The following is a 24,569-nucleotide window of genomic DNA, read 5'->3' on the forward strand; positions in this document are numbered from 1 at the left end:
TAATGAAACAGCCTTATACAAAATTTAAAATACAATTAATGATGATGGTGGTGCAATTTGGCAGCAAAATCTTCTGCACTGATTGCTTCTTCCGTTTTATTCACTTTTTCTGCAACCGCAGTAAACATTTTTTCTGTTGCAATTCTGTGATAGCTGTCTTCCATAAATTTTCTATCCTGCATCATTCTGTTGGCGTAATCTTCTACCCATTGCTGATTTTCATCCATATTAATTTGTCTGCCCAGATATTGCAATAATTGTTGCTTAGCCAATGTACGAATATCATCCGGCAACACTTCAATTTTATTATCTAATGTAAGTTGGTTACTAATTAAAGTCCATTTTAATTGTTCTTTAAATGTTGGAAATTCTGCCTCAACTTCATCAGTTGTTTTTGGCCTTTCGCCGCTTACCTGTAACCAACGCTTTAAGAAATTATCGGGAAATTGAAAATTGGCATGCTCTAATAGTTGATGATAAATTTGATCGTGTACCTGATTTAATGCCTGAGCTTGATAATAATTTTCTATTTCATTTCGAACAGCTTTTTTAAATTCTTCAATAGTAACAATGCCCTTTCCAGGATAAACTGTTTCAAAAAAAGCCTCATTTAACTCAGGTCTTTCTACCAACCCTACTTTTGTAATATGTAGTTTAAAATATTTGCTTTCATCTTCTTTCTTACCTTTTTCTAAACCAAGATCAGACAAAATAAAGTCCAACTCTTTATCGTCAAATGCTTTTTTCAATTGCAGGTCAACAGAATCACCTGCTTTTTTACCCATTAAATTCTTTCTGAATTTTTCAGTAAAATATTTTACCAGCAACGAGTTTTCTTTACTAATACCCCCTTCCAGTTCGTTTCCTTCTTTGTCAGTTTCAACAAATTTTACATTCAGTACATTGTCTTCTCCGGTAACAGTTTCCGGTTCTGTCATTTTTCCATTGCGTACCTGTAAACGGTCTATTTCCTGCTCTACCATTTCATCGGTAACGGTTACTTTGTATTGTGTAACTTTTAATTTTGCAACGTCAATAGCTACTTCGGGTTTTAAACCAATTTCGAATGAAAAAGAATAATCAACCAGATTATTCATATCTAAAGCCGGACTGCCATTTTCTAAGGGGAGAGGTTGTGCAAAAATTTCCAGCTTCTCATTTTCTAAAAAATCGAGTAAAGATTTTTCAACTTTTCGCAGTACTTCCTCACTAAAAACACTTTGCCCATACATTTTTTTGATTAAACCTGCCGGAATCATTCCTTTACGAAAGCCGGGAATATTGGCAGTTTTCGCATATTTTTTCAGGCTCTTTTCAAACCCTTCAAAATAATCCTCTTTTGAAAGGGTAACGGTGATTTTATCATTTAAAACACTCAGATTCTCTCTGGTAACATTTGCCATAATTGCGCTGTTTATTGTTAAACCAATTTAAAAAAAATCCCCCTTAAAAAAGAGGAATGAGTACTATTGGTGCGGATGGAGGGGGTCGAACCCACATGCCTTGCGGCGCTAGATCCTAAGTCTAGTGCGTCTGCCAATTTCGCCACATCCGCAATTGGGGACGCAAAAGTAAGGTTTTTAACGAATAACCGAAAGTTTGATTTTTAAGACTGTAAAAGCCAATCAAAGGCTTTAAAAAGTAGTGTTATGGGCGCCATTTAACGGCGAATATTTAAATAAATGTTATAACCTGCATTTTTAACCATCAAGCATGTTATTTGAGGCATCTTTTACAGTCATATATCTGAACAACAAAAAATGAAGATCATGAAAAAATTATCAATAGCTGTATTTGCAATACTGTTAGTAACAGGAGCTACAGCAGCAACAGTTAGGCCACATTTTGGCGGAATGAGAGACAGGGATGATTTTGGAGGTGGAAAAGGCCGTACCACTGTTATAGTAGGCGGTGGCTATGCCCCACTTTATAATCCTTATTTTGGTCTGGGTTTTGGTTATGGTTTCGGAATGCCTTGGTATGGTTATGGATATCCATACTATGATTACGGATATGGTTATCAGGCAAGGCCATCTAAATTAGACCGGGAAATTATGGATATTCAGCACGATTATGCGCAAAAAATAAATTCTGCCCGTGCAGATGACAGTATGACTGGAAGAGAAAGAAGGGCTACTATAAGAGAATTAAAATTAGAAAGAGATCAGGCCATTAACAATGCCAAAAAGAATTATTATAAAGAAGGCTCAACCAGTTATAACAATCAACCCACCTATTACAATGGTTATAATGGTGGCACCAACTAAAATAAATTAACCGGCCGTAGATGCAGGAATAAGAAGTTGAGAAAGATTGGGCCGGTTTTTTAAGAGATGAATTCTATGATTACCTTACGGGCATTGTTTCAATAGAAGCAATGCCTTTTTTATTCGTTGAGGTAAACTCTTTTTACACGCTGACTAATACCGGTTAAAATTTCATATGGAATGGTGACGCACCATTTTGCTACTTCTTCTACTTTAATATGTAACCCAAAAATTTCAACACTATCACCTTCTTCAACGTTTGGAATATTGGTAATATTCACCATAGTCATATCCATACAAACGCTACCAATAACAGGGGCACGATAGCCATTAATATACACAAATCCAACCCCATTACTTAACCTTTTACTAAAACCATCTGCATAGCCAATACGAATGGTGGCAATAACAGTTGGTACAGTTACAATAGCAGTGCGGTTATACCCTACACTATCACCCGGTTGTAAATGTTTAATTTGTGCTATGGTGGTTTTCAACACTGCAACGGTTTGTAAAGAAACGACCTGCTCATTTGAACTGTTAACCCCATATAAGCCTATACCCAAACGAACCATTTCATGATGCATGCCGGGATGCCGGATAATGGCAGCAGAATTGGCAATATGGCGAATAAATTTATAATGTAATATATTTTGAAACGTATTACTGAAATTTAAAAATTGCCGATGTTGCTCTGCAGTAAAGGCATCATGATCAGGATTTTCAGCAGAAGCTAAATGGGAAAAAACTGACTTAACCCACATGGTATTGTTGGTTACAAGGAGGTGTGCTAATTTTTCTGCATCCGATACTTCAAACCCCAACCTATGCATACCCGTATCAACCTTAATATGAACAGGAAATTTTTCAATACCCTGTTCTAATAAAAAACGATGGAAGCTATTGTACAATTGAAAAGAAAAAATTTCCGGTTCCAGGCTATGTTCAATCATAGCATTGAATCCATTCTCCTCAACATTCATCACCATAATGGGTAAAGCAATACCGGCTTTGCGTAATGTAACGCCTTCATCTATGTATGCCACCGCCAGATAATCGGTACCATAAAACTGCAAAACTTTTGCAACCTCTACACTTCCACTTCCATAACCAAAGGCTTTTACCATGGCCATGGTTTTGGTATCGGGTGCCAGCAATTGCTGATATGCTCTTAAATTATGCGCAAGTGCTGTAAGATTCACTTCTAATATGGTTTGATGTACCTGCTGTTCTAATAATACTGCAATTTGTTCAAAAGCATATTTACGAGCTCCCTTTAATAAAATAAATTCAGCATGAAATGAAAATCGAAACCATTCATTCAGGAATTGGTAAGTATCGAAAAAGAAAAAAGTTTCCGGCGCTGCCTGTTCTAAAATTTTTCTGTTTGCCATACCATTTTCACCAATGGCAATGCATCTATTTATTTTCTTTTGTTGTAGTAAATGAACAACCTTTTGATACAAAGTTTCAGTTGGCAGACCAGTCTGCAAAAAATCAGACAATATTACCGTTGTTTTACTGCCTGCTGCCTGTTGTTGCAAATAGTCTAATGCTATGGCTAAAGAATCTATATCATTGCTATAACTATCATTAATAATGGTACAATCCTGTATCCCCTTTTTTAATTGCATCCGCATTTCAATAGGCTGTAACTGCAAAATGCGTTCCTGGATAATGGCAACATTCAATTTAATGTATAACATGCAGCAAAAACAGGTAATCACATTATAAACAGAAGCCTTATCAGAAAAAGGAACAACTAACTTACCCTCGCTGCCGTTGTATACATAATCAACAAGTGTTTGTTTTGTTTGGAAAGAAAGATGAACAATTTTAAGGGTTGCATTACTATCATTTCCCCATGAAAAAAGCGGAACCTTTGGTATAATTGTACCCTCAGGTAAATCATCCACACAATAAATGAAACATTCAACCTGCTGAAATAAAATTAATTTTTCCTTTACTTTTTCTTGTATGGATGCAAAGCCTTCATTATGTGCATCGCCAATTGATGTAAGTATCCCAATTGTGGGCGCAATAATGGGCTGTAAATGTTGCATTTCGCCCGGCAATGATATACCCGCCTCGAATATGCCTAACTGATGTTGCGGCGCCATGTGCCACACACTTAATGGAACGCCAATTTGTGAGTTATAGCTTCTTGGGCTGCGAACAATATTGAAATCATTTTGCAATAATTGATGCAGCCATTCTTTTACAATTGTTTTACCATTGCTGCCGGTAATACCAATAACAGGGTAATGAAATTGATTTCGATGAAAAGCCGCCAGTTGCTGTAAAGCCAATAAGGTATTACTTACTTTTAAAAAATTGGCATCAGCATAAGACGATGCATCGAATTGTTGAGACACTACAAAATTTCTTATTCCCGATTTATAAGCTGCTGCAATAAATTGGTGCCCATTTCTTTTGGGGTTATTGCCCAAAGCAAAAAACAATGAAGCTTCTGCATCAATCATTAGCCGGGTATCAGTTAACAAATAACGAATAGTAGCCGTAGTATGAATAGAAGCTGCAGCGTTAATTATTTTTGCAATTTGATCAATCGGGTAACTCACAAGGTTTTATTTTTTTTCAGTTGTTTGTTTGAATAGAAGATAGAATACAACACAGAACCGCCAATACAAACTATAATTAACAACAAAGAAATAAACACCTGCTCGTTTTTGGTTAAAAAGGTATCAATCCACTTTTCGCCAATCATTTTGCTGCCAATCAATATAAGCACAATGGATATGCCTTGCTGTAGATAAGCAAATTTGTTTACAGCACCACGTAACAGAAAAAATAAACTACGTAAACCAAGTATGGCAAAAATATTAGAAGTATAAATAATAATACGATCTTGAGAGATGCCCATTACGGCAGGAATAGAATCGAGTGCAAATACCAGATCTACAGAAGCAAGCATTACAACTGTAACAAATAAAATGGTATATTGTGGTTTATTGTTTATGCGAATAATAAAACGGCCATTCCCATCAGAAGGTGTGAGGGGCAAAAATTTCTGTAGAAAGTGATATATTTTATTTTCTTTCGGATTGAATTCCTTTTCATCATCTTCAGTGAACATTTTAATGCCGGTATATACTAAAAACGCACCAAAAACATATAAAATCCAATGAAAGCGTTCTACCAGTTCAATCCCAACCGTAATAAAAATAACCCGAAGCACAATGGCCATTAAAATGCCAATTAACAGCACTCTTGAATAAAATACTTCCTTTATTTTAAAAGCATTGAAAATGAGTATAAACACAAAAATATTATCAATACTCAGGCTCCATTCCATAAAATATGCACTGATGTATTCAATTGCTTTTTTGTGGCCTTCTTCCATCCACATAAAAACAAAAAATGCAAATGCCAGCAATACCCAAAACAGGGTTAAATAAATAGCCGACTGTATGGAAACTGCTTTATTTTTTTTACTCATCAAACCCAAATCAACCACCAAAGCAATAACCAATACAATTCCAAAAACCAGATATACAATTTCGTTAGAATACATTGAGTTAAATATTAGTATATGTTTTTTTTCGATACCATTGCATGATTGTACCCAATAACATGATGCTTAAAATGGGCACTATAATATTAATAAGCTGCCAAAATGTTTTATTTGCTTTCACTTTATTTTTATCTAATAAACGTAAAGTAAACTCTTTATTCCTGGTTTCTAAAATACCTCTGTTTCCTACCAAATAATCTAAACAATTTAATAAAAACTCACGATTGGCAAATTGATAATTTTCAAATTGTTGTGTGCCCATTGGAAGTGGGCCATTAGATTGTGTAACTACATTGGTTACAATATCTGCATCACTGGCCACAATTAGCCGGGCTTCTTTTATGCCTTTTGGCATAAATGGTACCCCCGTAAGTTTTTCAACCGAATCTTGCATAGCTTTTGTAAACCGATTGGCATAAAGCGATTTAAATTTACCTTCCAATAAAACCACAACCGGCACCTTACTGTCGGTAAATGTCTGCAAATCTCTTTCAGAACGAATACTTCGTAAACTTACAATTGCCGGTGTTCCTAATTTTCGGCTATTGGTATCACTGGCCAATAAAACAGTTTTTTTAATACCATTCGCTTCAACCGTATCAATGGAAGAAGGAAATACACTTAACACCTGATCTAAATTTCGTGAAATGGGATGATTTTCAGGTGCGCTTAACAATGGATAATAAGGAAAGAGTATGCGTTGTATTTGTGGCTGGCCACCCATATTACCCACTACCAATGGCTGTTTGGCCGAATTTAAATCCTGTAACAAATCAGGATTAATACGCACACCATATTTAAACAACTGATCATCGATATTCAATCCTTTATCATAAGCAACAAAATCGCTTTTAGCCCTTAATAAACTATCAAATTCTGCATACAACTTATCAATAAACCAAAGCACATTACCACCTTGCATGATATATTGATCAATTTTAATTTTTTCATCTTCCGTAAATGCCTGTTCCGGTTTTACAATCAGCAATGCTTTAATAGTATCGGCATCTAAAATTCCGGTTCGCAAATCAAATATTCCAAAGCGAAAATTATTGCGAACGGTGTTAAATAAATCATTCACTGTAGGATTCAACGGTTCGCCATTGCCCACTGCATAAGCTACTACTGGAAATTGTGTTGCGGTTATTTTTTGAATAGCATCATCAAATTTAAATTCAAGCAATGCCTCCGAATAATTTAAAGTGCTTTCTTCATCCATACCACTTTTTCCACTCATTAAATCAACTGGAATTATCTTGCCATTGTATTGCACAATTGCTGATGGAAATATAAGCCGTTCGGTTTGTGCATCATCATTTTCCTGTAACTGATTATTAAAAGGTTTGATGCCAATACGCACCAGACTATCATACAATTGTACTTTCATGGAATCGGGTAAACCCTTACCCGGCTGAATAAACCTAAAATGCAGATGACCATTTGAGTAAGATCGATAATTCTCTAATAATTCACCGGTTGTATTTTTTAACTTTCTGAATCCTGAACTCAGCTTTCCGGTTAGCAATACCTGTATTTCAATATCGCTCTTTAAATTGGCCAATAGTTGCCTGGTAGAAGGACTTAATGAATATCTCTTTTCTTTAGTAAGATCTAAACGGGTATGTATTTGCGCAGATAAAACAATAAGTATGGCAAAAAAAATAAGCAAAACTGCCCATCCATATTTTTTTTGAAGTAAAGAAGTAAGCTTCATTTTTTGTTATTTATTTCGAACAAATACTTGTGAATGAACAGACAGCAATCATTTTTGGCTATTGTACTGAATATTTATTTATTGATTACATTTTTTTGTGTAATGAACATGAAAAAACTATTCATTACAAAAAAATAAACCAAATCTCTGGTATCTATTACACCACGACTAACACTTTGATAGTGAAAATTTATGCCCAACATTTCTATATAATAATCAAGTGTACCTGAAAATACAGGTAACCTACTCAATGCATCAAAACCGGCATAGAGCATGAAACAAACAAATGCGCCGGCAATAAATGCTACCACTGTATTATTAGTAAAACTGCTGGCAGCAATACCAATGGATACAAATACGCCACAAAGCAACAGCAGGCCTATATAACTGCCAATGGTAGCGCCCACATCTAACCCGCCACTACTGCTTAAATACTGCAATGAAAAGGCATATACCAAGGTTGGTAATAATGCGGCAAGTATAATGAGCATAGCTCCAAAAAACTTTCCCAAAACCAATCTGGAAGGTTTAACAGGCCATGTTTTTAATAACTCGAAGGTGCCGGTTTTATATTCATCAGCAAAACTACGCATGGTAATGGTGGGTATCAAGAAAAGGAGTACCCAGGGTACAAAATCGAAAAAGGGACTGAGTGTTGCATAACCAAAATTAAGCATGCTTGAATCAGGAAATACAAAAAGAAACAACCCGTTCAACAATAAAAAAATGACCAACGCAACATAGGCAGTAATACTGCTGAAAAATTGATTCCATTCTTTTTTACATATCATCCACATAACTATTCAAAACTAAGTGTTACAGTGTTTAGAAGAACAGAAATTTGAAAAAATTGTGTGTATATTAATAAAAAAAACTGCAACCGAAATTGATTGCAGCTTTCAAGAAAAGTATTCCAATGAAAATTATACCGCAAAACTTTCGCCACAGGCACAGCTTCTGCTGGCATTAGGATTATTAAAATGAAAACCTTTACCGTTCAATCCGTCTGAATATTCCAATACCGTATTCACTAAATATAAAAAACTTTTAATATCTGTTGCAATTTTCAGGCCATTGTCTTCAAAAACCTGATCACCAGGTTTAATTTCATTATCAAAATCCATTTTATAACTTAACCCGGAACAGCCGCCCCCCACTACACCTACTCGTAAAAAGTAAGCAGCAGCGTCCTTACCGGATTCCTTCATCAATTCAAACACTTTTTCACGTGCTTTTTCACTAATGTGAATGGCATTATCAGTTACTACCATAGTTGAAAATATTTTAAATATAATACAAATTTATTAAAATAATATTGAAATACAGATATTCATTTTAGCAAGCAAAATGCTGCAATGGCTCTATACATAGATATTTTAAAAGATTATTGATGTTACAATTTTGTTAAACCCGAAACGGGTGATGTTGATACACCATTTATCCATGACTCCATATTTTAAGTTCCTGAAGGGTTAAAGTAATTTGTTGAATAGCAAAATCTATTTCTTCTTCAGTGGTAAACCTGCTTAAACTAAAACGAACAGAGCTATGCGCCAAATCGTTACTTAAGCCCAAGGCCTTTAATACATAGCTGGGCTCTAAAGAAGCAGAAGAACAAGCTGAACCTGAACTTACTGCTAGGTTTTTATTAAAACCCATGAGCAGTCCCTCGCCATCTGCATATTGAAAGGAAAGATTACTAACATTGGGCAAGCGATACAATGTATTTCCATTAACGGTAACGCCTTCTAATTGCAATATTGCCTGTTCTAACTTATTGCGCAAACGGGCGGTTCTGGCAGCATCATCTGCCATTTGCAAACGGCATAATTCACAGGCTTTTCCTAAACCAACAATACCGGGCACATTCAATGTACCACTGCGCATACCCCGCTCATGGCCACCTCCATCTATTTGTGCCACTAATTTTACTCTCGGATTTTTTCGGCGCACATACAAGGCACCCACGCCTTTAGGACCATACATTTTATGTGCACTAAACGCCATGATATCTATACCATCTTTTACAACATCCACTAGAATTTTGCCTACTGCCTGAGTAGCATCGGTAAACAATAAAATACCATGCTTTTTAGCAATAGCACTGATGGTTGAAATGGGTTGAATAACACCAATTTCATTATTGGCATACATAACAGCAATCAGAATGGTAGTAGGTTTTATGGCTGCTTCTAGTGCCTTTATATCTATCAAACCATCTTCTTGTACCGGCAAATAAGTAACCTCTACTCCTTGTTTTTCCAAATGTTTACAGGTATCTAAAACGGCTTTGTGTTCAGTATTCAGGGTAATAATGTGATTTCCTTTTACTGCATAGGTTTCAACAATCCCTTTTAAAGCCAGATTATTGCTTTCGGTAGCGCCGGAAGTGAAAATAATTTCATTCGGCTCTGCTCCAATTAAATGTGCCACCTGTTCTCTGGCATAAGTAACTGCTTCATCAGCTTCCCATCCAAAAATGTGATTTTTACTGGCTGCATTCCCAAAATGTTGGGTAAAAAAAGGAATCATGGCTTCTAATACAGCGGGATCCACCGGGGTAGTAGCATTATTATCTAAGTAAACGGGCAACTTCAACATACATCTGTTTTTACTACTTACTAACAACACGAATTTACTGTATTCGGTTTTATAAATTTACTTTCGAAATAGAAATGGTAGGTATTGTACCATGTAAAGAAAATAGTTATATATGCAAAAAATTGAACACATTGGCATTGCTGTACAAAATTTAGAGAATGCCATTGAAAAATATGAAATACTGCTGAATACACCCTGCTATAAAACGGAAATAGTGGAGCGTGAACAGGTAAATACGGCTTTTTTTAAAGTAGGTGAATCCAAAATTGAGTTACTGGCAAGTTTAGATACAGAAGGGGTTATTCCAAAATTTATTGCCAAAAGGGGTGAAGGTTTGCATCATATTGCTTTTGAAGTAACCGATATTGAAAAAGAAATAGAACGGTTGAAACAGGCTGGTTTTTCTTTTATTAATGAAGTACCTAAAATAGGAGCAGACAATAAATTGGTTTGTTTTATACACCCTAAAACTGCCAACGGTGTTTTAATTGAACTTTGTCAGGAAATTAAAAGCTGATTATTGGTTGATTTTTCAATGTAACAGTTACTTGATTGCCGGGTTGCAGTGTGGTTGGTTGCTCCATTACTTTTAAATCGCCGGCCTGCGATGTATGCACAACTATCATATCATAACTTCCCAAAAACTGCACCTCTTTTACGGTTCCTGTAATCGGCCCATTTGAATGGGGATGTAATTCTATTTGATGAGGCCTTAATATAAAATTGTCTGTAGATTGGGCATTCGTGCTTTGCTGCGCTAACAACACAGCCATCGATGCGGGTATTATATTAAAATCGCCAAATAGGCCTGCAGAATAGGTATTTACGGGACGATAATAAATTTCATGAGGTGAGCCTTGCTGAATAATGTGTCCATTTTCTAAAATAACGATGGTATCTGCCCAGGGTAGTGTATCTGCAGGATCATGAGAGGCCATTATGAAATTCAATTCCTTACTTTGGGCAATTTCAGCTAATACTGTTTTTAAAATTTGTTTGTGATCAAAATCAAGATTTGAAAATGGCTCATCTAAAATGATGAGTTGGGGTTGCGTAATTAATAAACGAGCCAATGCCACTCTTTGTCTTTCACCACCGGAAACTTCATTGGTTTTACGATGCAATAAGTGTTCAATTCTGCAGATAGCAAATAATGTTTCAGCAGCCTGTTTTTCAAGTTGATTATTATAATCGAGTATTTCAGCTATAGTATAATTATTCCTCAATTCAAAATGCTGCGAGAGGAATGCAATTCCCTTATGCCCCGGCAATAATTGTTCATCCGGGCCTTTTACTTTATTGCCTTTAAAGTAAATAGTACCCGCATCGGGTTGTTCCCATCCTGCAATAATTTTTAGTAAAGTTGTTTTACCTGCCCCCGAAGCACCGGACAATGCAATTTTTTGATGATGTTTTTGTTCAAAACTAATATCCTGCAATATCCAATGATCATTATGCTGATTGTACCGTTTGTTAATTTTTTCTACCTGTAAAAACATTATTCAATTTTTTTAATCAGCATTGAAAACTGTATCAGATGAAAAAAAATAAGGAGAATAGAAGCATTAAAAATGGCCGTAATATTATTATATCAAAGGCCTAATTTTTCAATGGCTGATTGTGCTGCAATCTGGCTGGCATCTTTTTTATTGAAGCCTTTGCCTTTCGCTAAAATTTCACCATCTAATACTGCATTAATGGTAAATACCCTTCTGCCTGCTTCTAATTTTTCTTCCAACAGTTCAAAATTGAGCATTTTGCCATTTCTGTTGGCCCATCCTATTAATTTATTTTTTAAATTAATATCTATTAATTCCAGGTCTTCAATAAACATGTGGGGAATTAAAATTTGGCGAATAACCCATTGCCGGGTTTTTTCATACCCTTTATCTAAATAAATGGCACCGGTAATAGCTTCTAAAGTATTGCCAAAAATCTGGCTGCTTTTCAGCGAACCATCAAACTTATTAAAGCGGGTAATACGCTTTAAACCCATTTTTACAGCAATATCATTGAGTTGCTGACGATTCACCATTTTACTGCGCATCTCTGTTAAAAATCCCTCACCTTTATAGGGATATCGTTTAAAGAGATAATCTGCAACTATGGCGCTTAATACCGCATCTCCCAAGTATTCTAATCTTTCATTATTTTCTTCCGGAGTATCTTTTACTGAGCGGTGGCTTAATGCAATTTTATACAGCGATATTTTACCGGGTTTAATACCCAGCACATTTTTTAACTCTTTTTCGAAGGCTGCTTTAGATGACCTGAAAATTTTAGGTAGCATTTGCACAGCGTTAAGCTACATATTTTTTTACAATTACACAGGCATTATGTCCGCCAAAACCAAAAGTATTGCTTAATGCCGCATGAATGGTTCTGGTTTGTGCTTTATTAAAAGTAAAATTAAGCTTAGAATCTAAGTCAGGGTCGTCAGTAAAATGATTAATGGTAGGAGGAACAATATCGTGCACCACGCTTTTTATACAAGCAATGGCTTCTATCACACCGGCAGCGCCGAGACAATGTCCGGTCATTGATTTTGTAGCACTGATATTTAAATCATAAGCATGTTGGCCAAATACATTTACAATGGCTTTTACTTCGGCAATATCACCTAAAGGTGTAGAAGTACCATGGGTATTGATGTAATCAATATCTTTCGGTTGCATACCTGCATCTTCTAAAGCCACACGCATTACATTTTGTGCACCCAGTCCATCCGGATGTGGGGCTGTAATATGATAAGCATCGGCAGTAGCGCCACCACCGGCAATTTCGCAGTATATTTTTGCTCCGCGGGCCAGTGCATGTTCCAATGTTTCTAAAATTACCACACCTGAGGCTTCACCCATTACAAAACCATCACGGTCTTTATCATATGGTCGGCTTGCGGTAGTGGGATCATCATTTCTTTCGCTCATGGCCTTCATGGCATTAAATCCGCCAACACCGGCTTCGCTGATAACAGCTTCACTTCCTCCACTAACGATGATATCTGCTTTTCCTAAACGGAGTAAATTATAAGCTTCTATCATAGCATTGGTACTGCTGGCACAAGCGCTAACCACAGCGAAATTGGGCCCTCGTAAATTATGGCGCATAGATATTTGCCCTGCAGCAATATCTAAAATCATTTTGGGAATGAAGAAGGGGTTGAATCGGGGTGTACCATCCCCTTTGGCAAATTCCATTACTTCCTGTTGAAAAGTAATTAAACCGCCAATACCACTGGCAAATACCACACCAACCCTATCGGGATTAATATTTTCTTTATTTAAACCGGCATCGGCCATAGCCTGATCGCTGGCTACCAACGCAAATTGTGTAAAACGGTCAATTTTTCGGGCCTCTTTTCTATCCATAAACTGAACAGGATCAAAACCTTTTACCTCGCAGGCAAATTGCGTTCTGAACTTAGAGGCATCAAACTGGGTAATAGGAGCAGCCCCGGAAACACCTTTTACAAGATTTTCCCAATAATCAGCTACAGTATTACCTAAGGGCGTAATAGCGCCCAATCCGGTTACAACAACGCGTTTTAATTGCATAGTTAAAGGACCTGTGTTTAAGTGATAATCCGCCTATCTGTGGCTAGGAGCCTAAGAAAGGCGGATTCATTATTCCATCAATGGAGTAAAAGCTTATTTGGCATGTTCTTCCAGATAAGTAATTGCCTGACCAACGGTGGTAATGGTTTCAGCCTGCTCATCAGGAATAGAAATGTTGAATTCTTTTTCAAATTCCATGATTAATTCAACGGTATCCAAAGAATCGGCACCGAGATCGTTAGTAAATGAAGCCTCATTGGTTACTTCTGCTTCATCAACACCTAACTTGTCGACAATGATTTTCTTTACTCTTGTTGCGATGTCTGACATTGTAATAAGTTTTGTTACAGGCGCAAAAATATACTTTTTGACAAAACTCCAATGTTTTCTGTCAATTTTGTTTTAACAAGTTTTTTAAACAGTTTAATAACATTATTTTGTTTTGCACTTTTTTCGGGTATTTTCAAAATGATTTTTATCTTGTAGAAAATTATACAGAATGGCAATAAGAATAATAGATTACGGCACTGATGATTACCAGAAAATGGTAGATTTACGTTACCAGATTTTACGCAAACCGCTTGGGCTTCAATTTAACCAGGTAGAGCTGGAAAAAGAAAAAAATGATATTTTAATTGGCTGTTTTGATGAGGATAAATTAGAAGGATGTTGTATATTAACCCCTTTAGATAATAAAAAGGTTCGTTTACGCCAAATGGCCGTCATTGATGGGTTACAGGGCAAAGGTATTGGCCGTTCTTTAATGAATTATGCAGAAAATATAGCCAGAGATATGGGCTATGATGTTTTGTGTATGCATGCCCGTAAAACGGCTGTTGGGTTTTATGAAAAATTAGGCTATCAAATTGCTTCCCCTGAATTTAACGAAGTAAATATTCCGCATTATATGATGGAAAAAAATTTGAGATAAAAAAATCTGCTTTGTTTTTTAGGAAGGAATATGCAATTTAAACAGCTCCCTTATTTGTTTTTTATTTTCATCTTCCACACCTTCTTTTGGAATTAAAAAAAATGATTTTGCATTAAAATAAAGATGAAAAAAATGGGGACTTTCCATGTATTTTGCAAAATCAGCCCATTTCCAATGGGCTTCTCCCCTTTCATTTTCTAAAAAAATCTGATCATCGGTAAACCGGATGATGAATTGATCAGTAAACGTTTTTATACTTCTTTTATAGATGGAATAGGGCAAAATATACCAAACGGCTATCAACATTAATAACCAGATCAATGAGCCTAAAACAAAAGGTTCAGGCCGTATTTTTTTTAAAAAGAAAAGAATGGCGGCTAAAATTGCATACAAATTCACCAGAATAATCATGAATTTAATTTCCTGGCGGGCAAAAAAATGGTAGCGTAGTGCCTGAATTACTTTTTTCTTATTATAGGAAAAGCTGTATTGCATCATAAGTTAAAATGTAAAAGTAAAAGTTTAATCGCAGCGATGCAGGAACGCATAAAAAACAACCTGTACTTTTAGGTAACAGGTTGTAATTGTGAAAATAAAGTATAATAACTGTTTTCAGGTTTAACTGCACCCCATGCTGTTTCCACAATTTAAACATTTATAGCAGGTGCCGCTGCGTACAGTAATATGTCCACAAGTATTGCAAGCAGGTGCATCACTTTGCATATTTTTGGCTGCGGCATTCACCATATCCAATCCACTGTTTGCTTTTGCAGACGAACCGGCGCTTTTTTGTGTAGCGGCATGGCTTCCGGATCCTGCAGTTACTCTTATATTGCTTAATTCAGGCTTTCCCAAATAAGATAACTCATTTTCCTGTACACCCGTATTTTCAACTTCAGGTTTATTTAAAACATGTACCAGATCAGTTCTTCCCAAATAGTCAAAAGCCAATGCACGGAATACAAAATCAACTAAAGAGGTGGTGGTTTTAATGTTGGGATGGTCTACCATTCCGGAAGGTTCAAACTTGGTAAATACAAATTTTTCTACAAACTCTTCTAATGGAACCCCGTATTGCAAGCCAACTGAAACTGCAATGGCAAAGCAGTTCATTAAACTTCTTAAAGTAGAGCCTTCTTTGGCTAAATCAATAAATATTTCGCCTAATGTACCATCGGTGTATTCTCCTGTACGCAAGAAGATTACCTGGCCGCCAACTTTTGCTTTTTGGGTATATCCACGCCTTTTTGCAGGCAATGATTTGCGCTCTACAATTCTTGATAAAGCTCTCTTTAATTGAGTGTCGGTAGATGCATTCATTCTTCTGGTTACTTCCTCTAACAACTCATCAACCGTTAATTGACTTAAATCAACAATAGAAGCATCGACAGGTATTTTTACTGATTCAGTAACCGCCGCTTTAGTTTGTGTTTGACCGGCTTCGTCGGTTGTTTTTTTCTTCTTGTCTGATTTGTTGCTTAACGGTTGAGAGAGTTTAGAGCCATCCCTATATAAAGCACACGCTTTTAAACCTAATTTCCAGCTTAAATAATAAGCCTCTTCAATTTCTTCCACTTTTGCCTCATGCGGCAGATTAATGGTTTTTGAAATGGCACCACTTAAAAATGGCTGACAAGCTGCCATCATTTTAATATGGCCATGTGCATGGATATAACGTTCCCCTTTCTTTCCGCATTTATTGGCACAATCAAATACCGGTAAATGTTCCGGCTTCAAGTGTGGTGCACCTTCAACAGTCATGGTTCCACATACATAATCGTTGGCTGCTTCAATTTCATCTTCTGTAAAACCCAATGCTTCCAGCATATTAAAATCCCAGCTACTGTATTCTTCTTCTTTAAAACCCAACCGTTGCATACAAGCATCGCCTAATGCAAAGCGATTGAAAAGAAATCCAATTTCAAAAGCTGATTTTGCAGCCTGATTAATTTTGGCAATTTCTTCCTGTATAAGTCCTTTTGCGGCCAATGTAGTATTGTTGATGAAGGGTGCCCCTTCAAAACTGGCGGTTCCTACTGCATAATTTTCAATATCTTTTATCTGAGCCTCGGTATAGCCTAAATTTTTCAATGCATTGGGAACAGCCTGGTTAATGATTTTGAAGTAACCACCACCACTTAATTTTTTAAACTTCACCAACGCAAAATCAGGCTCTACGCCTGTGGTATCACAATCCATAATTAAACCAATGGTTCCTGTTGGGGCAATTACGGTAGTTTGTGCATTACGGTAGCCATATTTTTCCCCCAGTTGTACTGCATCATCCCATGCCTTGGTAGCGGCTTTCAGCAAATAATCGGGACAATATTGGGCTTTTATTCCAACCGGTTTAATTTGCAAGCCGGTATAAGCCTCTTCGGCATCATAAGCCGCTGCACGGTGGTTGCGCATTACCCGAAGCATATCGGCTTTATTCTCTTCAAATTTTCTAAAAGGACCTAAAAAGGCAGCCATTTCTGCAGAGGTTTTATAGGCAGTACCTGTTATGATGGCAGTAACTGCACCGGCAATGCCACGGGCATCTTCACTATCATAAGGAATGCCGCTTAACATTAATATGGTTCCTAAATTGGCAAAACCCAAACCCAGTGTTCTGTAATCGTATGATAATTGTGCCACCTCCTTGGATGGGAATTGAGCCATTAACACAGAAATTTCCAAAACAGCAGTCCATAAACGACTAATATATTCTATGCCTTCTACATCAATCGTATTGTTTGCTTCATTAAAAAATTTGCGGAGATTAATGGAAGCCAGATTACAGGCAGTATTATCTAAAAACATGTATTCACTACATGGATTAGAGGCATTTATGCGCCCGCCCTGTGGACAAGTATGCCACTCATTAATGGTAGTATCAAACTGGGTACCGGGATCGGCACAACGCCAGGCAGCATAAGCAATATTGTTCCAAACTTCTCTTGCCGGAATGGTTTTCATCACACGGCCATCGGTGCGGGCTTTCAGTTCCCATTTTTCATTTTTTTCTAATTTTTCAAAAAAGCTGTTGGGTATACGGACAGAGTTATTGGAATTTTGTCCAGAAACGGTTAAATAAGCTTCTCCTTCATAACTGGAATCATAACCTGCTGCTATGAGTGCCGCCACTTTATTTTCTTCTTCCACCTTCCAGTTAATAAATTTCATGATTTCCGGATGGTCTAAATCAAGACACACCATTTTTGCAGCCCTGCGGGTAGTACCGCCTGATTTAATGGCACCTGCAGCCCGATCGCCAATTTTCAAAAAACTCATCAACCCACTTGAGGTTCCTCCGCCGCTTAATTTTTCACCTTCACCACGTATTTGTGAAAAATTGGTACCTACACCGCTGCCATATTTAAAAATACGTGCTTCACGTACCCATAAATCCATAATTCCACCCTCATTCACTAAGTCATCTTTAACAGATAAAATGAAACAGGCATGAGGCTGTGGCCTTTCATATGCATTTTGTGATTTTTTTAAAGTTCCGTCTTTGGGATCAACATAATAGTGCCCTTGCGGTTTACCGGTAATACCATAACTTTCAAACAAACCGGTATTAAACCATTGTGGCGAATTGGGTACGCAGGATTGATTGAGGATACTGAATACCAGCTCATCATAAAACACCTGTGCATCCTGTTCAGAGGCAAAATAATTGTAGCGTTGGCCCCATACTTTCCAGCAATTGGCCATACGATGCGCCACCTGCTTAACAGAAGTTTCACGACCGGTGGTTCCATCGGGTTGGGGTACGCCTGCTTTTCTAAAATATTTTTGTGCTAGAATATCGGTTGCAATTTGGCTCCATTGCTTTGGCACTTCTACATTGTTCATTTCAAAAACCACTTCTCCATTCGGATTTTTAATGATGCTGGTTCTGTAATCGTATTCAAACAAATCAAATGGACTGATACCTTCTTTGGTATAGCGGCGTTTAAATTGTAAGCCTTTGTTTTTAGATGCGGGTGCCATGAGCCTTTAGTTTAGTAATACAATGAATGATGTTTTTTACAGGATATCCTGTTACGGATAGCGGTTAACGAAAATATCTTTTCATAAATAAAAAACCTTATTGTAAATATTAACAGATTGTGGAAAAACCTTGTTAAAAAGTTGTAGATTCAAGGCCTGTTTGCATTTCAAAAAATATTAACACATGTAGATAATATTTTGAAAATAAATGCTTGCCGTTTCAAACAAAATTCCTATTATTTGTGTACAAAAAATGATACTATTTTTACATATAAGTGCATCCACACCCGCTCACCCAACGTATATTTAAAGTTCAAATAAACATTTTACATAACCGGCACAATTGAACAGCACATATTTATGATTGAAAAATTACATCAAAAGCAGCTAAATTGAGATTTTTGCCCTCTAAATAATTGCTAATTATTTTATGGCCGCAATTCAAAAAACGATGAAAAAACCAGATACCATAAACGATTTGCAGATTTTTTTTATCAATAAAAAAGTATTATTTCATGGCTTTACAACAGATACTTATTAATTTAAGCGAATAAAACAAAAAATTTTTGCATTTTTGCAATAAGTCAGTCACCTACAATTTTTTGCATGAAGCAAACCTTGTATCATCAGATTACGGAAAAAAAGCAGACAGGTAAAAAATCTTTTGCTGTATTAATTGATCCAGATAAGGTAAATCATTCCTCTATCGAACAATTGGTGCAGTTATCAGTAGATGCCCGGGTAGATTATTTTTTGGTGGGCGGAAGTTTGGTTATTTCCAATCATTTAGATGAATGCATTCGGCAAATTAAAGCTGCTTGTAATATTCCCGTTTTATTGTTCCCGGGTTCACCTTCACAGGTAAGTAAATATGCAGATGCGCTATTATATCTTTCGCTTATTTCGGGCCGGAATCCTGAATTATTGATTGGTCAGCATGTTGTAAGTGCCCCATTTGTGAGGAAAAGCGGATTGGAAATTATACCCACCGGCTATATGGTTATTGATGGAGGCGCGCCTACTACGGTTTCTTATATATCTAATGCAACGCCAATTCCATCCGACAAAAATGATATTGCCATGTGTACGGCTATGGCCGGAGAGATGCTGGGCATGAAACTCATTTACATGGATGCCGGAAGTGGTGCCAAACGTCCAATAACCGAAACCATGATTGCATTGGTAGCACAACATATAGAAGTGCCTTTAATTATTGGAGGTGGCATTACAGATGCTGAAAAGGCCTATTTAAACTGTAAAGCCGGAGCTGACATAATTGTTGTAGGTAATGCTATTGAAAAAGATGCATCGCTTATTAAAGAACTAAGTGATGCCATTCATTCCGTTCCTGTTAAAATTTAACGCAACTGAGTAGTATCTACCCGGGTTGGGGTATCTTTTCCATTTACAATAGATTGTGCACTAAGGGCAATAGCTCTGATAATAGCCGTCATATTATTTAAGTTAAGCGTTTGCACCTCATCGCTGGGTTTATGATAGTTAGGCTCATTATCCATTTTTGAAGTTGATATGGTGTGGGCCGGCACTCCTTTTTTGGCTAACGTGGCATTATCTGAGCGATAAAATAAATTTTGTTCGGTATATGGGTCCGGATAAAATGTAAACGGTGTTCCTCTTAAATTGCGTTGCATGATTTGCCCCATATCGGTTTTATCATATCCGGTAATATAAGCACTATTGGTACCCCATTTACTTTCGGTTCCAATCATTTCAATATTAAACATGGCTTTCACCGCATCGGGATTGAATTGCTCTGAAAAATAAGCTGAACCATATTCACCAATTTCTTCTGCAGTAAAAGCTGCAAAAACCAAGGTTCTTGCATTATTATTTAAATGTGCATAACATTTGGCCAACATAATTACGGCTGTTGTTCCGGCAGCATCATCATTGGCACCGTTATACAACGAATCTCCATTTACCGGTTTACCAATACCTAAATGGTCGTAATGGCCCGAGAAAATAACATACTCATTCGGCAATTTTTTTCCGGGTATTATACCTACAATATTGCTTAAAGGCATTTCTGTAAAAGTTTGCTGTGCCTTTAATTGGAAATGTTCCGGATGGGTTTGAACTGTTAAAACAAAAATGGCAGAAGCTGCATTTTGTAGAAACTGACGCGAAAAATAAGATAACCTTGGAAAATATTTTGTAAATGCCGTATCAATAAAAATGATTTGATTGTGATTGGATTGTAGCAATTCTAATAAATGCGTGAAGAAATCACTACCGGCAGGTATAGTAACTTGGGTATAGCCGGAATTTTCATTGATGTCAAGGTTTTTTTCCGGAGAACGAATGATAAATTGATTGGCAGGAATTTCCTTCCCGTCTATCTGCAAACTGGCAGTACTGTGCTCCGGTTTTAGCATCATGAAGTTTTGACGATAGCTACTGCCGGCTTCTAATGGTTGCAAACCCGCTTCCTTAAATTCATCGATTATAAAACCGGCAGCTTTTTCAATACCAGGTGTAAACACCCTTCGGCCCTGCATATCATCAGCAGCCAGTATATTTTCAATTCGTGTTACTTCTTTTTCGGTAATTATTTTTTCAAGAGCAGTTTGTGCATGAACAACCAGTGTTCCTACAGTTAAAACCAACAATAAAATTGTTTTGAGAAAGCGCATATTTGTATTTGTTATGATGTTTGTATTGAAATAAGCAACTGCATAAAACAGGTTATTGGGCAATCATCTTGTTTTGTACAAAAAATGGATAGTTGAAGTAATTCCACAAATAAATTTACAGGCTCATCATTTCCTTGAACTTAACGGTTTGCCGCCTGCTCACTTCTACTTTTTCACCTCCTTTTAAATCAATTAGCAAGCCCCCATTAAAGTAAGGTTCAATTTTTTCAATCCATCGTAAATTAATAATGTGTTTACGATTGGCACGAAAAAACATTTTGTCATCTAACCTGTCTTCTAATGCATTGAGCGATTTTAAAATAAGTGGTTTATTGCTGCCAAAATACACTTTGGCATAGTTGCCCACACTTTCAAACAAACGAATTTCGCCTAGTTTTACAAACCAGCACCGTTCACCATCTTTTACAAAAACCTGATCATTTTCAGTGAGTGGGCCACGGTTTACCTGACCATTTAAGCCTAATTTTTCTTTAAACAATTCATCCTGCAGCTTTGCAATTGCATCACTGAGTCTTTTAGGTTCAATGGGTTTTAAAAGATAATCTAATGCATTTACTTCAAAAGCTTTAATGGCATATTCATCATAAGCTGTGGTAAAAATTACTTTGGGTGCTTTTTCAACCTGTTCTAATAAATCAAAACCCGTTTTTCCGGGCATTTGAATATCCAGAAAAATTAATTCCGGATTGTACAATTCAATTTTTTCAATTCCTTCATCCACGTTTGCGGCCTCTTCAATTACTTCAATATCGCTGTGGTTTTGCAATAATTTTTTTAGCTCGTTACGGGCTAATCGTTCATCATCAATAATAATTGCTTTAATGGGCATATTGTATTCTGTTTAAAAATATTTTCATTTAACCTGAACCGGCAAAATTACCTTTGCCTCTACCATTTCATCAGAAATGGTATTTAACTCAAACTTAGCTTCTTTTCCATATAACAAATTTAGCCGTGTTAGTGTACTGGTAATGCCAAAACCTTCGGTATTGTTTTGCGAATTTAAAGTTCCGGAATTTTGTACTATTAATTCATGGTGATTTTCTTTGAAATTAGAGATAATTTTTATGATGCCACCATCTCGCTGCTGGCTGATGCCGTGTTTAATGGCATTTTCTACCAATGTTTGCAGCATCATAGGCGGAATGGGCTGTTCTAAAGTATCTTCATCAATATCATATTCAACTTGCAGACGTTCTTCAAAACGGATATGTTCTAAAGCCAGATAATCTTTCACAATATTCAATTCCCTCTCAAAAGGAGCCAGTTCTAATTTTTCTGACTGCATGCTGCTTCTTAAAATATTACTCAACTCTGTAATGGCCGTTCTGGCCCGTTGTGGGTTTTCATCTACCAATGCCCTGATACTATTCAACGCATTGAAAATAAAATGCGGATTGATATGCGATTTGATGGTTTTCAATTCCAGCTCTTTCACTAAACTTTGCAGTCGTATTTTATCTAATTCATCGCGCCTGCTTTTTTGAATATAGTGATAGGTGAAATAAATAAAATTCCAGATTAAATAAAACAAAAAAGTGGTTAATAATGCCCTTGCCACCCTGTTTCCAAAACTGTATTGTTTTAATTGAGGCAGCTCCCAGTTAAATAAACCGATGAGTGAAACAAAAACCAATGAATCCAATAAAGCAAATACCAATGCCGTAATGAGTAGCAAAAAAATTTGTTTCTGCAAATCGAACCGAATCAAATCAAATCCTTTAATCACCATGCGCATCAGGTGGGTAATCACCAATCCTAAAAACGCATCGGTAAATAAACTTTGAAAAAAGAAGGGTTGCGGTTTTGAACGGATGGCAAAATAAAAGAAGGTCCAAACAAGGGTATAGGCACTCCAACCCAAAATCTGGCACCACCAATATGTTGATATTTTGTTTCTCATGCAGTATGAAAGTAGTCTTAAAATAAAAACCGAATATAGCGAATTTGATTAAAGGCAAAATATCGGTGCTGTTTGGTTAAACACATGATTTAAAAAACTGAACCAAAGCAATTTTATACTGTTGTATACATTTAGCTTATAAATTGCTATTTTTACTTTTAAATTTTTTTGAATGGACATAAAGCCCGGCGTTTTATTGAGAAAAGTTGATTCTCCTGACGATTTAAAAAAATTAGATCGTACACAACTGCATCAGGTATGTGACGAGTTGCGGCAGTATATTATTGATGTGGTAAGTGTTCATGGTGGGCACTTTGCTGCCAGTTTAGGCGTGGTGGAGCTATCCGTTGCTTTGCATTATGTGTACAATACCCCCTACGATCAGTTGGTATGGGATGTTGGACACCAGGCTTATGGCCATAAAATTTTAACCGGCCGAAGAGATAACTTTATTACCAACAGAAAATATAAAGGATTGAGCGGCTTTCCCAAACGTTCGGAAAGTGAATATGATACTTTTGGTGTAGGACATTCCTCCACATCCATTTCAGCCGCATTAGGTATGGCAATGGCAGCAAAATATAAAGGCGAAAATAGAAAAAGTATTGCGGTAATTGGCGATGGAAGCTTAACTGCAGGTATGGCTTTTGAAGCTATGAACCATGCCGGTGTTGCCGATAGCGATGTGTTAATTATTTTAAATGATAATTGCATGAGTATTGATCCCAATGTAGGTGCATTGAAAGAATATTTAACAGATATTACTACCTCCCATACCTATAACAAAATGCGGGATGAAATATGGAACATTTTGGGAAAACTACCCGCCGGAAAAAACTTTACTAGAGATATTGCCAGTAAAATGGAAGCCGGCTTAAAAGGTATGGTAAGCAAAAGCAGTAACCTGTTTGAATCGCTGAAAATACGTTATTTCGGGCCTATTGACGGGCACAATATCACCAAATTGGTAGATACCCTTAAAGATATGCGTGATATACCCGGGCCTAAATTACTGCATATTATTACCGTTAAGGGAAAAGGATATGCATTGGCCGAAAAAGACCAAACTAAATGGCATGCACCCGGTTTATTTGATAAGGTTACCGGTGAAATTTATAAAAAACATTCCGATATACCTCAACCCCCAAAATATCAGGACGTATTTGGGCATACCATTATTGAATTGGCAGAACAAAATGCCAGCATCATGGGCGTTACCCCGGCTATGCCCAGTGGCTCATCCTTAAAATTCATGATGGAAAAAATGCCCGACCGCGCATTTGATGTAGGCATTTGCGAACAACATGCCGCTACACTCAGTGCAGGACTTGCAACACAAGGTATGCGGGTGTATTGCAATATTTATTCATCATTCATGCAAAGGGCATACGATCAGGTGGTGCATGAT

The 24,569-nt window shown here is 36.7% G+C and carries 21 protein-coding genes and 1 tRNA gene; 5 read left to right on the forward strand and 17 right to left on the reverse strand.

The window, feature by feature from the left end:
- Nucleotides 1-35: 35 nt before the first annotated feature.
- Both tig and A0F92_RS08270 read right to left on the reverse strand, forming a co-directional pair.
- Nucleotides 36-1,403: a trigger factor gene (gene tig / locus A0F92_RS08265; protein ID WP_068244128.1), complete on the reverse strand. Its 1,368-nt coding sequence runs from the start codon at nt 1,401-1,403 to the stop codon at nt 36-38.
- A 67-nt stretch (nt 1,404-1,470) separates the two neighbouring features.
- Nucleotides 1,471-1,555 (reverse strand) — tRNA-Leu (locus tag A0F92_RS08270).
- 214 nt (nt 1,556-1,769) lie between these two features.
- Here A0F92_RS08270 and A0F92_RS08275 point away from each other — a divergent pair.
- Complete coding sequence (locus A0F92_RS08275) at nt 1,770-2,267, forward strand: hypothetical protein (RefSeq protein ID WP_068244131.1); 498 nt, start codon at nt 1,770-1,772, stop codon at nt 2,265-2,267.
- 119 nt (nt 2,268-2,386) lie between these two features.
- Here A0F92_RS08275 and A0F92_RS08280 read toward each other — a convergent pair whose 3' ends face one another.
- The 6 genes from A0F92_RS08280 to A0F92_RS08305 form a co-directional block, all read right to left on the reverse strand.
- Complete coding sequence (locus tag A0F92_RS08280) at nt 2,387-4,849, reverse strand: bifunctional UDP-N-acetylmuramoyl-tripeptide:D-alanyl-D-alanine ligase/alanine racemase (RefSeq protein ID WP_068244133.1); 2,463 nt, start codon at nt 4,847-4,849, stop codon at nt 2,387-2,389.
- Complete coding sequence (locus A0F92_RS08285) at nt 4,846-5,802, reverse strand: TerC/Alx family metal homeostasis membrane protein (RefSeq protein WP_068244136.1); 957 nt, start codon at nt 5,800-5,802, stop codon at nt 4,846-4,848. Before A0F92_RS08285 ends, A0F92_RS08280 begins: the two co-directional genes overlap by 4 nt.
- 4 nt (nt 5,803-5,806) lie before the next feature.
- Entirely contained in the window at nt 5,807-7,516 is a 1,710-nt protein-coding gene (gldG, locus tag A0F92_RS08290; RefSeq protein WP_068244139.1) for a gliding motility-associated ABC transporter substrate-binding protein GldG, read from the reverse strand.
- A gap of 74 nt (nt 7,517-7,590) precedes the next feature.
- A complete protein-coding gene (locus tag A0F92_RS08295; RefSeq protein WP_253810288.1) occupies nt 7,591-8,307 on the reverse strand; it encodes an ABC transporter permease in 717 nt (238 codons plus the stop codon).
- 132 nt (nt 8,308-8,439) lie between these two features.
- Nucleotides 8,440-8,787: a HesB/IscA family protein gene (locus A0F92_RS08300; protein WP_068244146.1), complete on the reverse strand. Its 348-nt coding sequence runs from the start codon at nt 8,785-8,787 to the stop codon at nt 8,440-8,442.
- A gap of 166 nt (nt 8,788-8,953) precedes the next feature.
- Nucleotides 8,954-10,117 (reverse strand): IscS subfamily cysteine desulfurase, encoded by a 1,164-nt coding sequence (locus tag A0F92_RS08305; protein ID WP_253810290.1) that lies wholly within the window; start codon nt 10,115-10,117, stop codon nt 8,954-8,956.
- A gap of 112 nt (nt 10,118-10,229) precedes the next feature.
- Here A0F92_RS08305 and mce point away from each other — a divergent pair, with 112 nt between their 5' ends.
- Nucleotides 10,230-10,634 carry a methylmalonyl-CoA epimerase gene (mce, locus tag A0F92_RS08310; RefSeq protein ID WP_068244149.1) on the forward strand — a complete coding sequence of 135 codons (405 nt, stop codon included), beginning with the start codon at nt 10,230-10,232 and terminating at the stop codon, nt 10,632-10,634.
- On the opposite strand, the gene A0F92_RS08315 is transcribed toward mce, so the two are convergent.
- The 4 genes from A0F92_RS08315 to A0F92_RS08330 form a co-directional block, all read right to left on the reverse strand.
- Nucleotides 10,624-11,616, reverse strand: a complete 993-nt coding sequence (locus A0F92_RS08315) for an ABC transporter ATP-binding protein (RefSeq protein ID WP_167516935.1) — start codon at nt 11,614-11,616, stop codon at nt 10,624-10,626. The two genes, mce and A0F92_RS08315, sit on opposite strands and share 11 nt — an antisense overlap.
- Nucleotides 11,617-11,708: 92 nt before the next feature.
- On the reverse strand, nt 11,709-12,407 hold the full coding sequence (gene rnc, locus A0F92_RS08320; RefSeq protein WP_068244154.1) for a ribonuclease III: 699 nt from the start codon (nt 12,405-12,407) through the stop codon (nt 11,709-11,711).
- A 10-nt stretch (nt 12,408-12,417) separates the two neighbouring features.
- Nucleotides 12,418-13,671, reverse strand: coding sequence for a beta-ketoacyl-ACP synthase II (gene fabF / locus A0F92_RS08325; RefSeq protein WP_068244157.1), 1,254 nt, complete (start codon nt 13,669-13,671; stop codon nt 12,418-12,420).
- Between the two features lie 93 nt (nt 13,672-13,764).
- Nucleotides 13,765-14,001 carry an acyl carrier protein gene (locus tag A0F92_RS08330; RefSeq protein WP_068244159.1) on the reverse strand — a complete coding sequence of 79 codons (237 nt, stop codon included), beginning with the start codon at nt 13,999-14,001 and terminating at the stop codon, nt 13,765-13,767.
- A gap of 169 nt (nt 14,002-14,170) precedes the next feature.
- Between A0F92_RS08330 and A0F92_RS08335 the strand changes: the two genes are divergently transcribed.
- Nucleotides 14,171-14,602, forward strand: a complete 432-nt coding sequence (locus A0F92_RS08335; protein ID WP_068244163.1) for a GNAT family N-acetyltransferase — start codon at nt 14,171-14,173, stop codon at nt 14,600-14,602.
- A gap of 18 nt (nt 14,603-14,620) precedes the next feature.
- Here the strand turns inward: A0F92_RS08335 and A0F92_RS08340 are convergent, their stop codons facing one another.
- Entirely contained in the window at nt 14,621-15,100 is a 480-nt protein-coding gene (locus A0F92_RS08340) for a YcxB family protein (RefSeq protein WP_253810292.1), read from the reverse strand.
- A gap of 120 nt (nt 15,101-15,220) precedes the next feature.
- A complete protein-coding gene (locus A0F92_RS08345) occupies nt 15,221-18,583 on the reverse strand; it encodes a vitamin B12-dependent ribonucleotide reductase (RefSeq protein WP_068244166.1) in 3,363 nt (1,120 codons plus the stop codon).
- A gap of 606 nt (nt 18,584-19,189) precedes the next feature.
- Between A0F92_RS08345 and A0F92_RS08350 the strand changes: the two genes are divergently transcribed.
- Nucleotides 19,190-19,945, forward strand: a complete 756-nt coding sequence (locus tag A0F92_RS08350) for a geranylgeranylglyceryl/heptaprenylglyceryl phosphate synthase (RefSeq protein ID WP_068244169.1) — start codon at nt 19,190-19,192, stop codon at nt 19,943-19,945.
- Here A0F92_RS08350 and A0F92_RS08355 read toward each other — a convergent pair.
- The 3 genes from A0F92_RS08355 to A0F92_RS08365 all read right to left on the reverse strand — a co-directional run bounded on the left by A0F92_RS08355 (nt 19,942) and on the right by A0F92_RS08365 (nt 23,161).
- Nucleotides 19,942-21,237, reverse strand: coding sequence for a M28 family peptidase (locus A0F92_RS08355; RefSeq protein WP_068244208.1), 1,296 nt, complete (start codon nt 21,235-21,237; stop codon nt 19,942-19,944). The genes A0F92_RS08350 and A0F92_RS08355 overlap by 4 nt on opposite strands.
- Nucleotides 21,238-21,352: 115 nt before the next feature.
- A complete protein-coding gene (locus A0F92_RS08360; RefSeq protein WP_068244172.1) occupies nt 21,353-22,087 on the reverse strand; it encodes a LytR/AlgR family response regulator transcription factor in 735 nt (244 codons plus the stop codon).
- Nucleotides 22,088-22,111: 24 nt separating this feature from the next.
- Complete coding sequence (locus A0F92_RS08365) at nt 22,112-23,161, reverse strand: sensor histidine kinase (protein WP_068244175.1); 1,050 nt, start codon at nt 23,159-23,161, stop codon at nt 22,112-22,114.
- Between the two features lie 172 nt (nt 23,162-23,333).
- Here A0F92_RS08365 and dxs point away from each other — a divergent pair.
- On the forward strand, nt 23,334-24,569 hold a 1,236-nt coding region (gene dxs / locus A0F92_RS08370; protein WP_068244178.1), incomplete at its 3' end, for a 1-deoxy-D-xylulose-5-phosphate synthase.

The sequence above is a fragment of the Hydrotalea flava genome (assembly GCF_001623405.1).
GTDB lineage: Bacteria > Bacteroidota > Bacteroidia > Chitinophagales > Chitinophagaceae > Hydrotalea > Hydrotalea flava.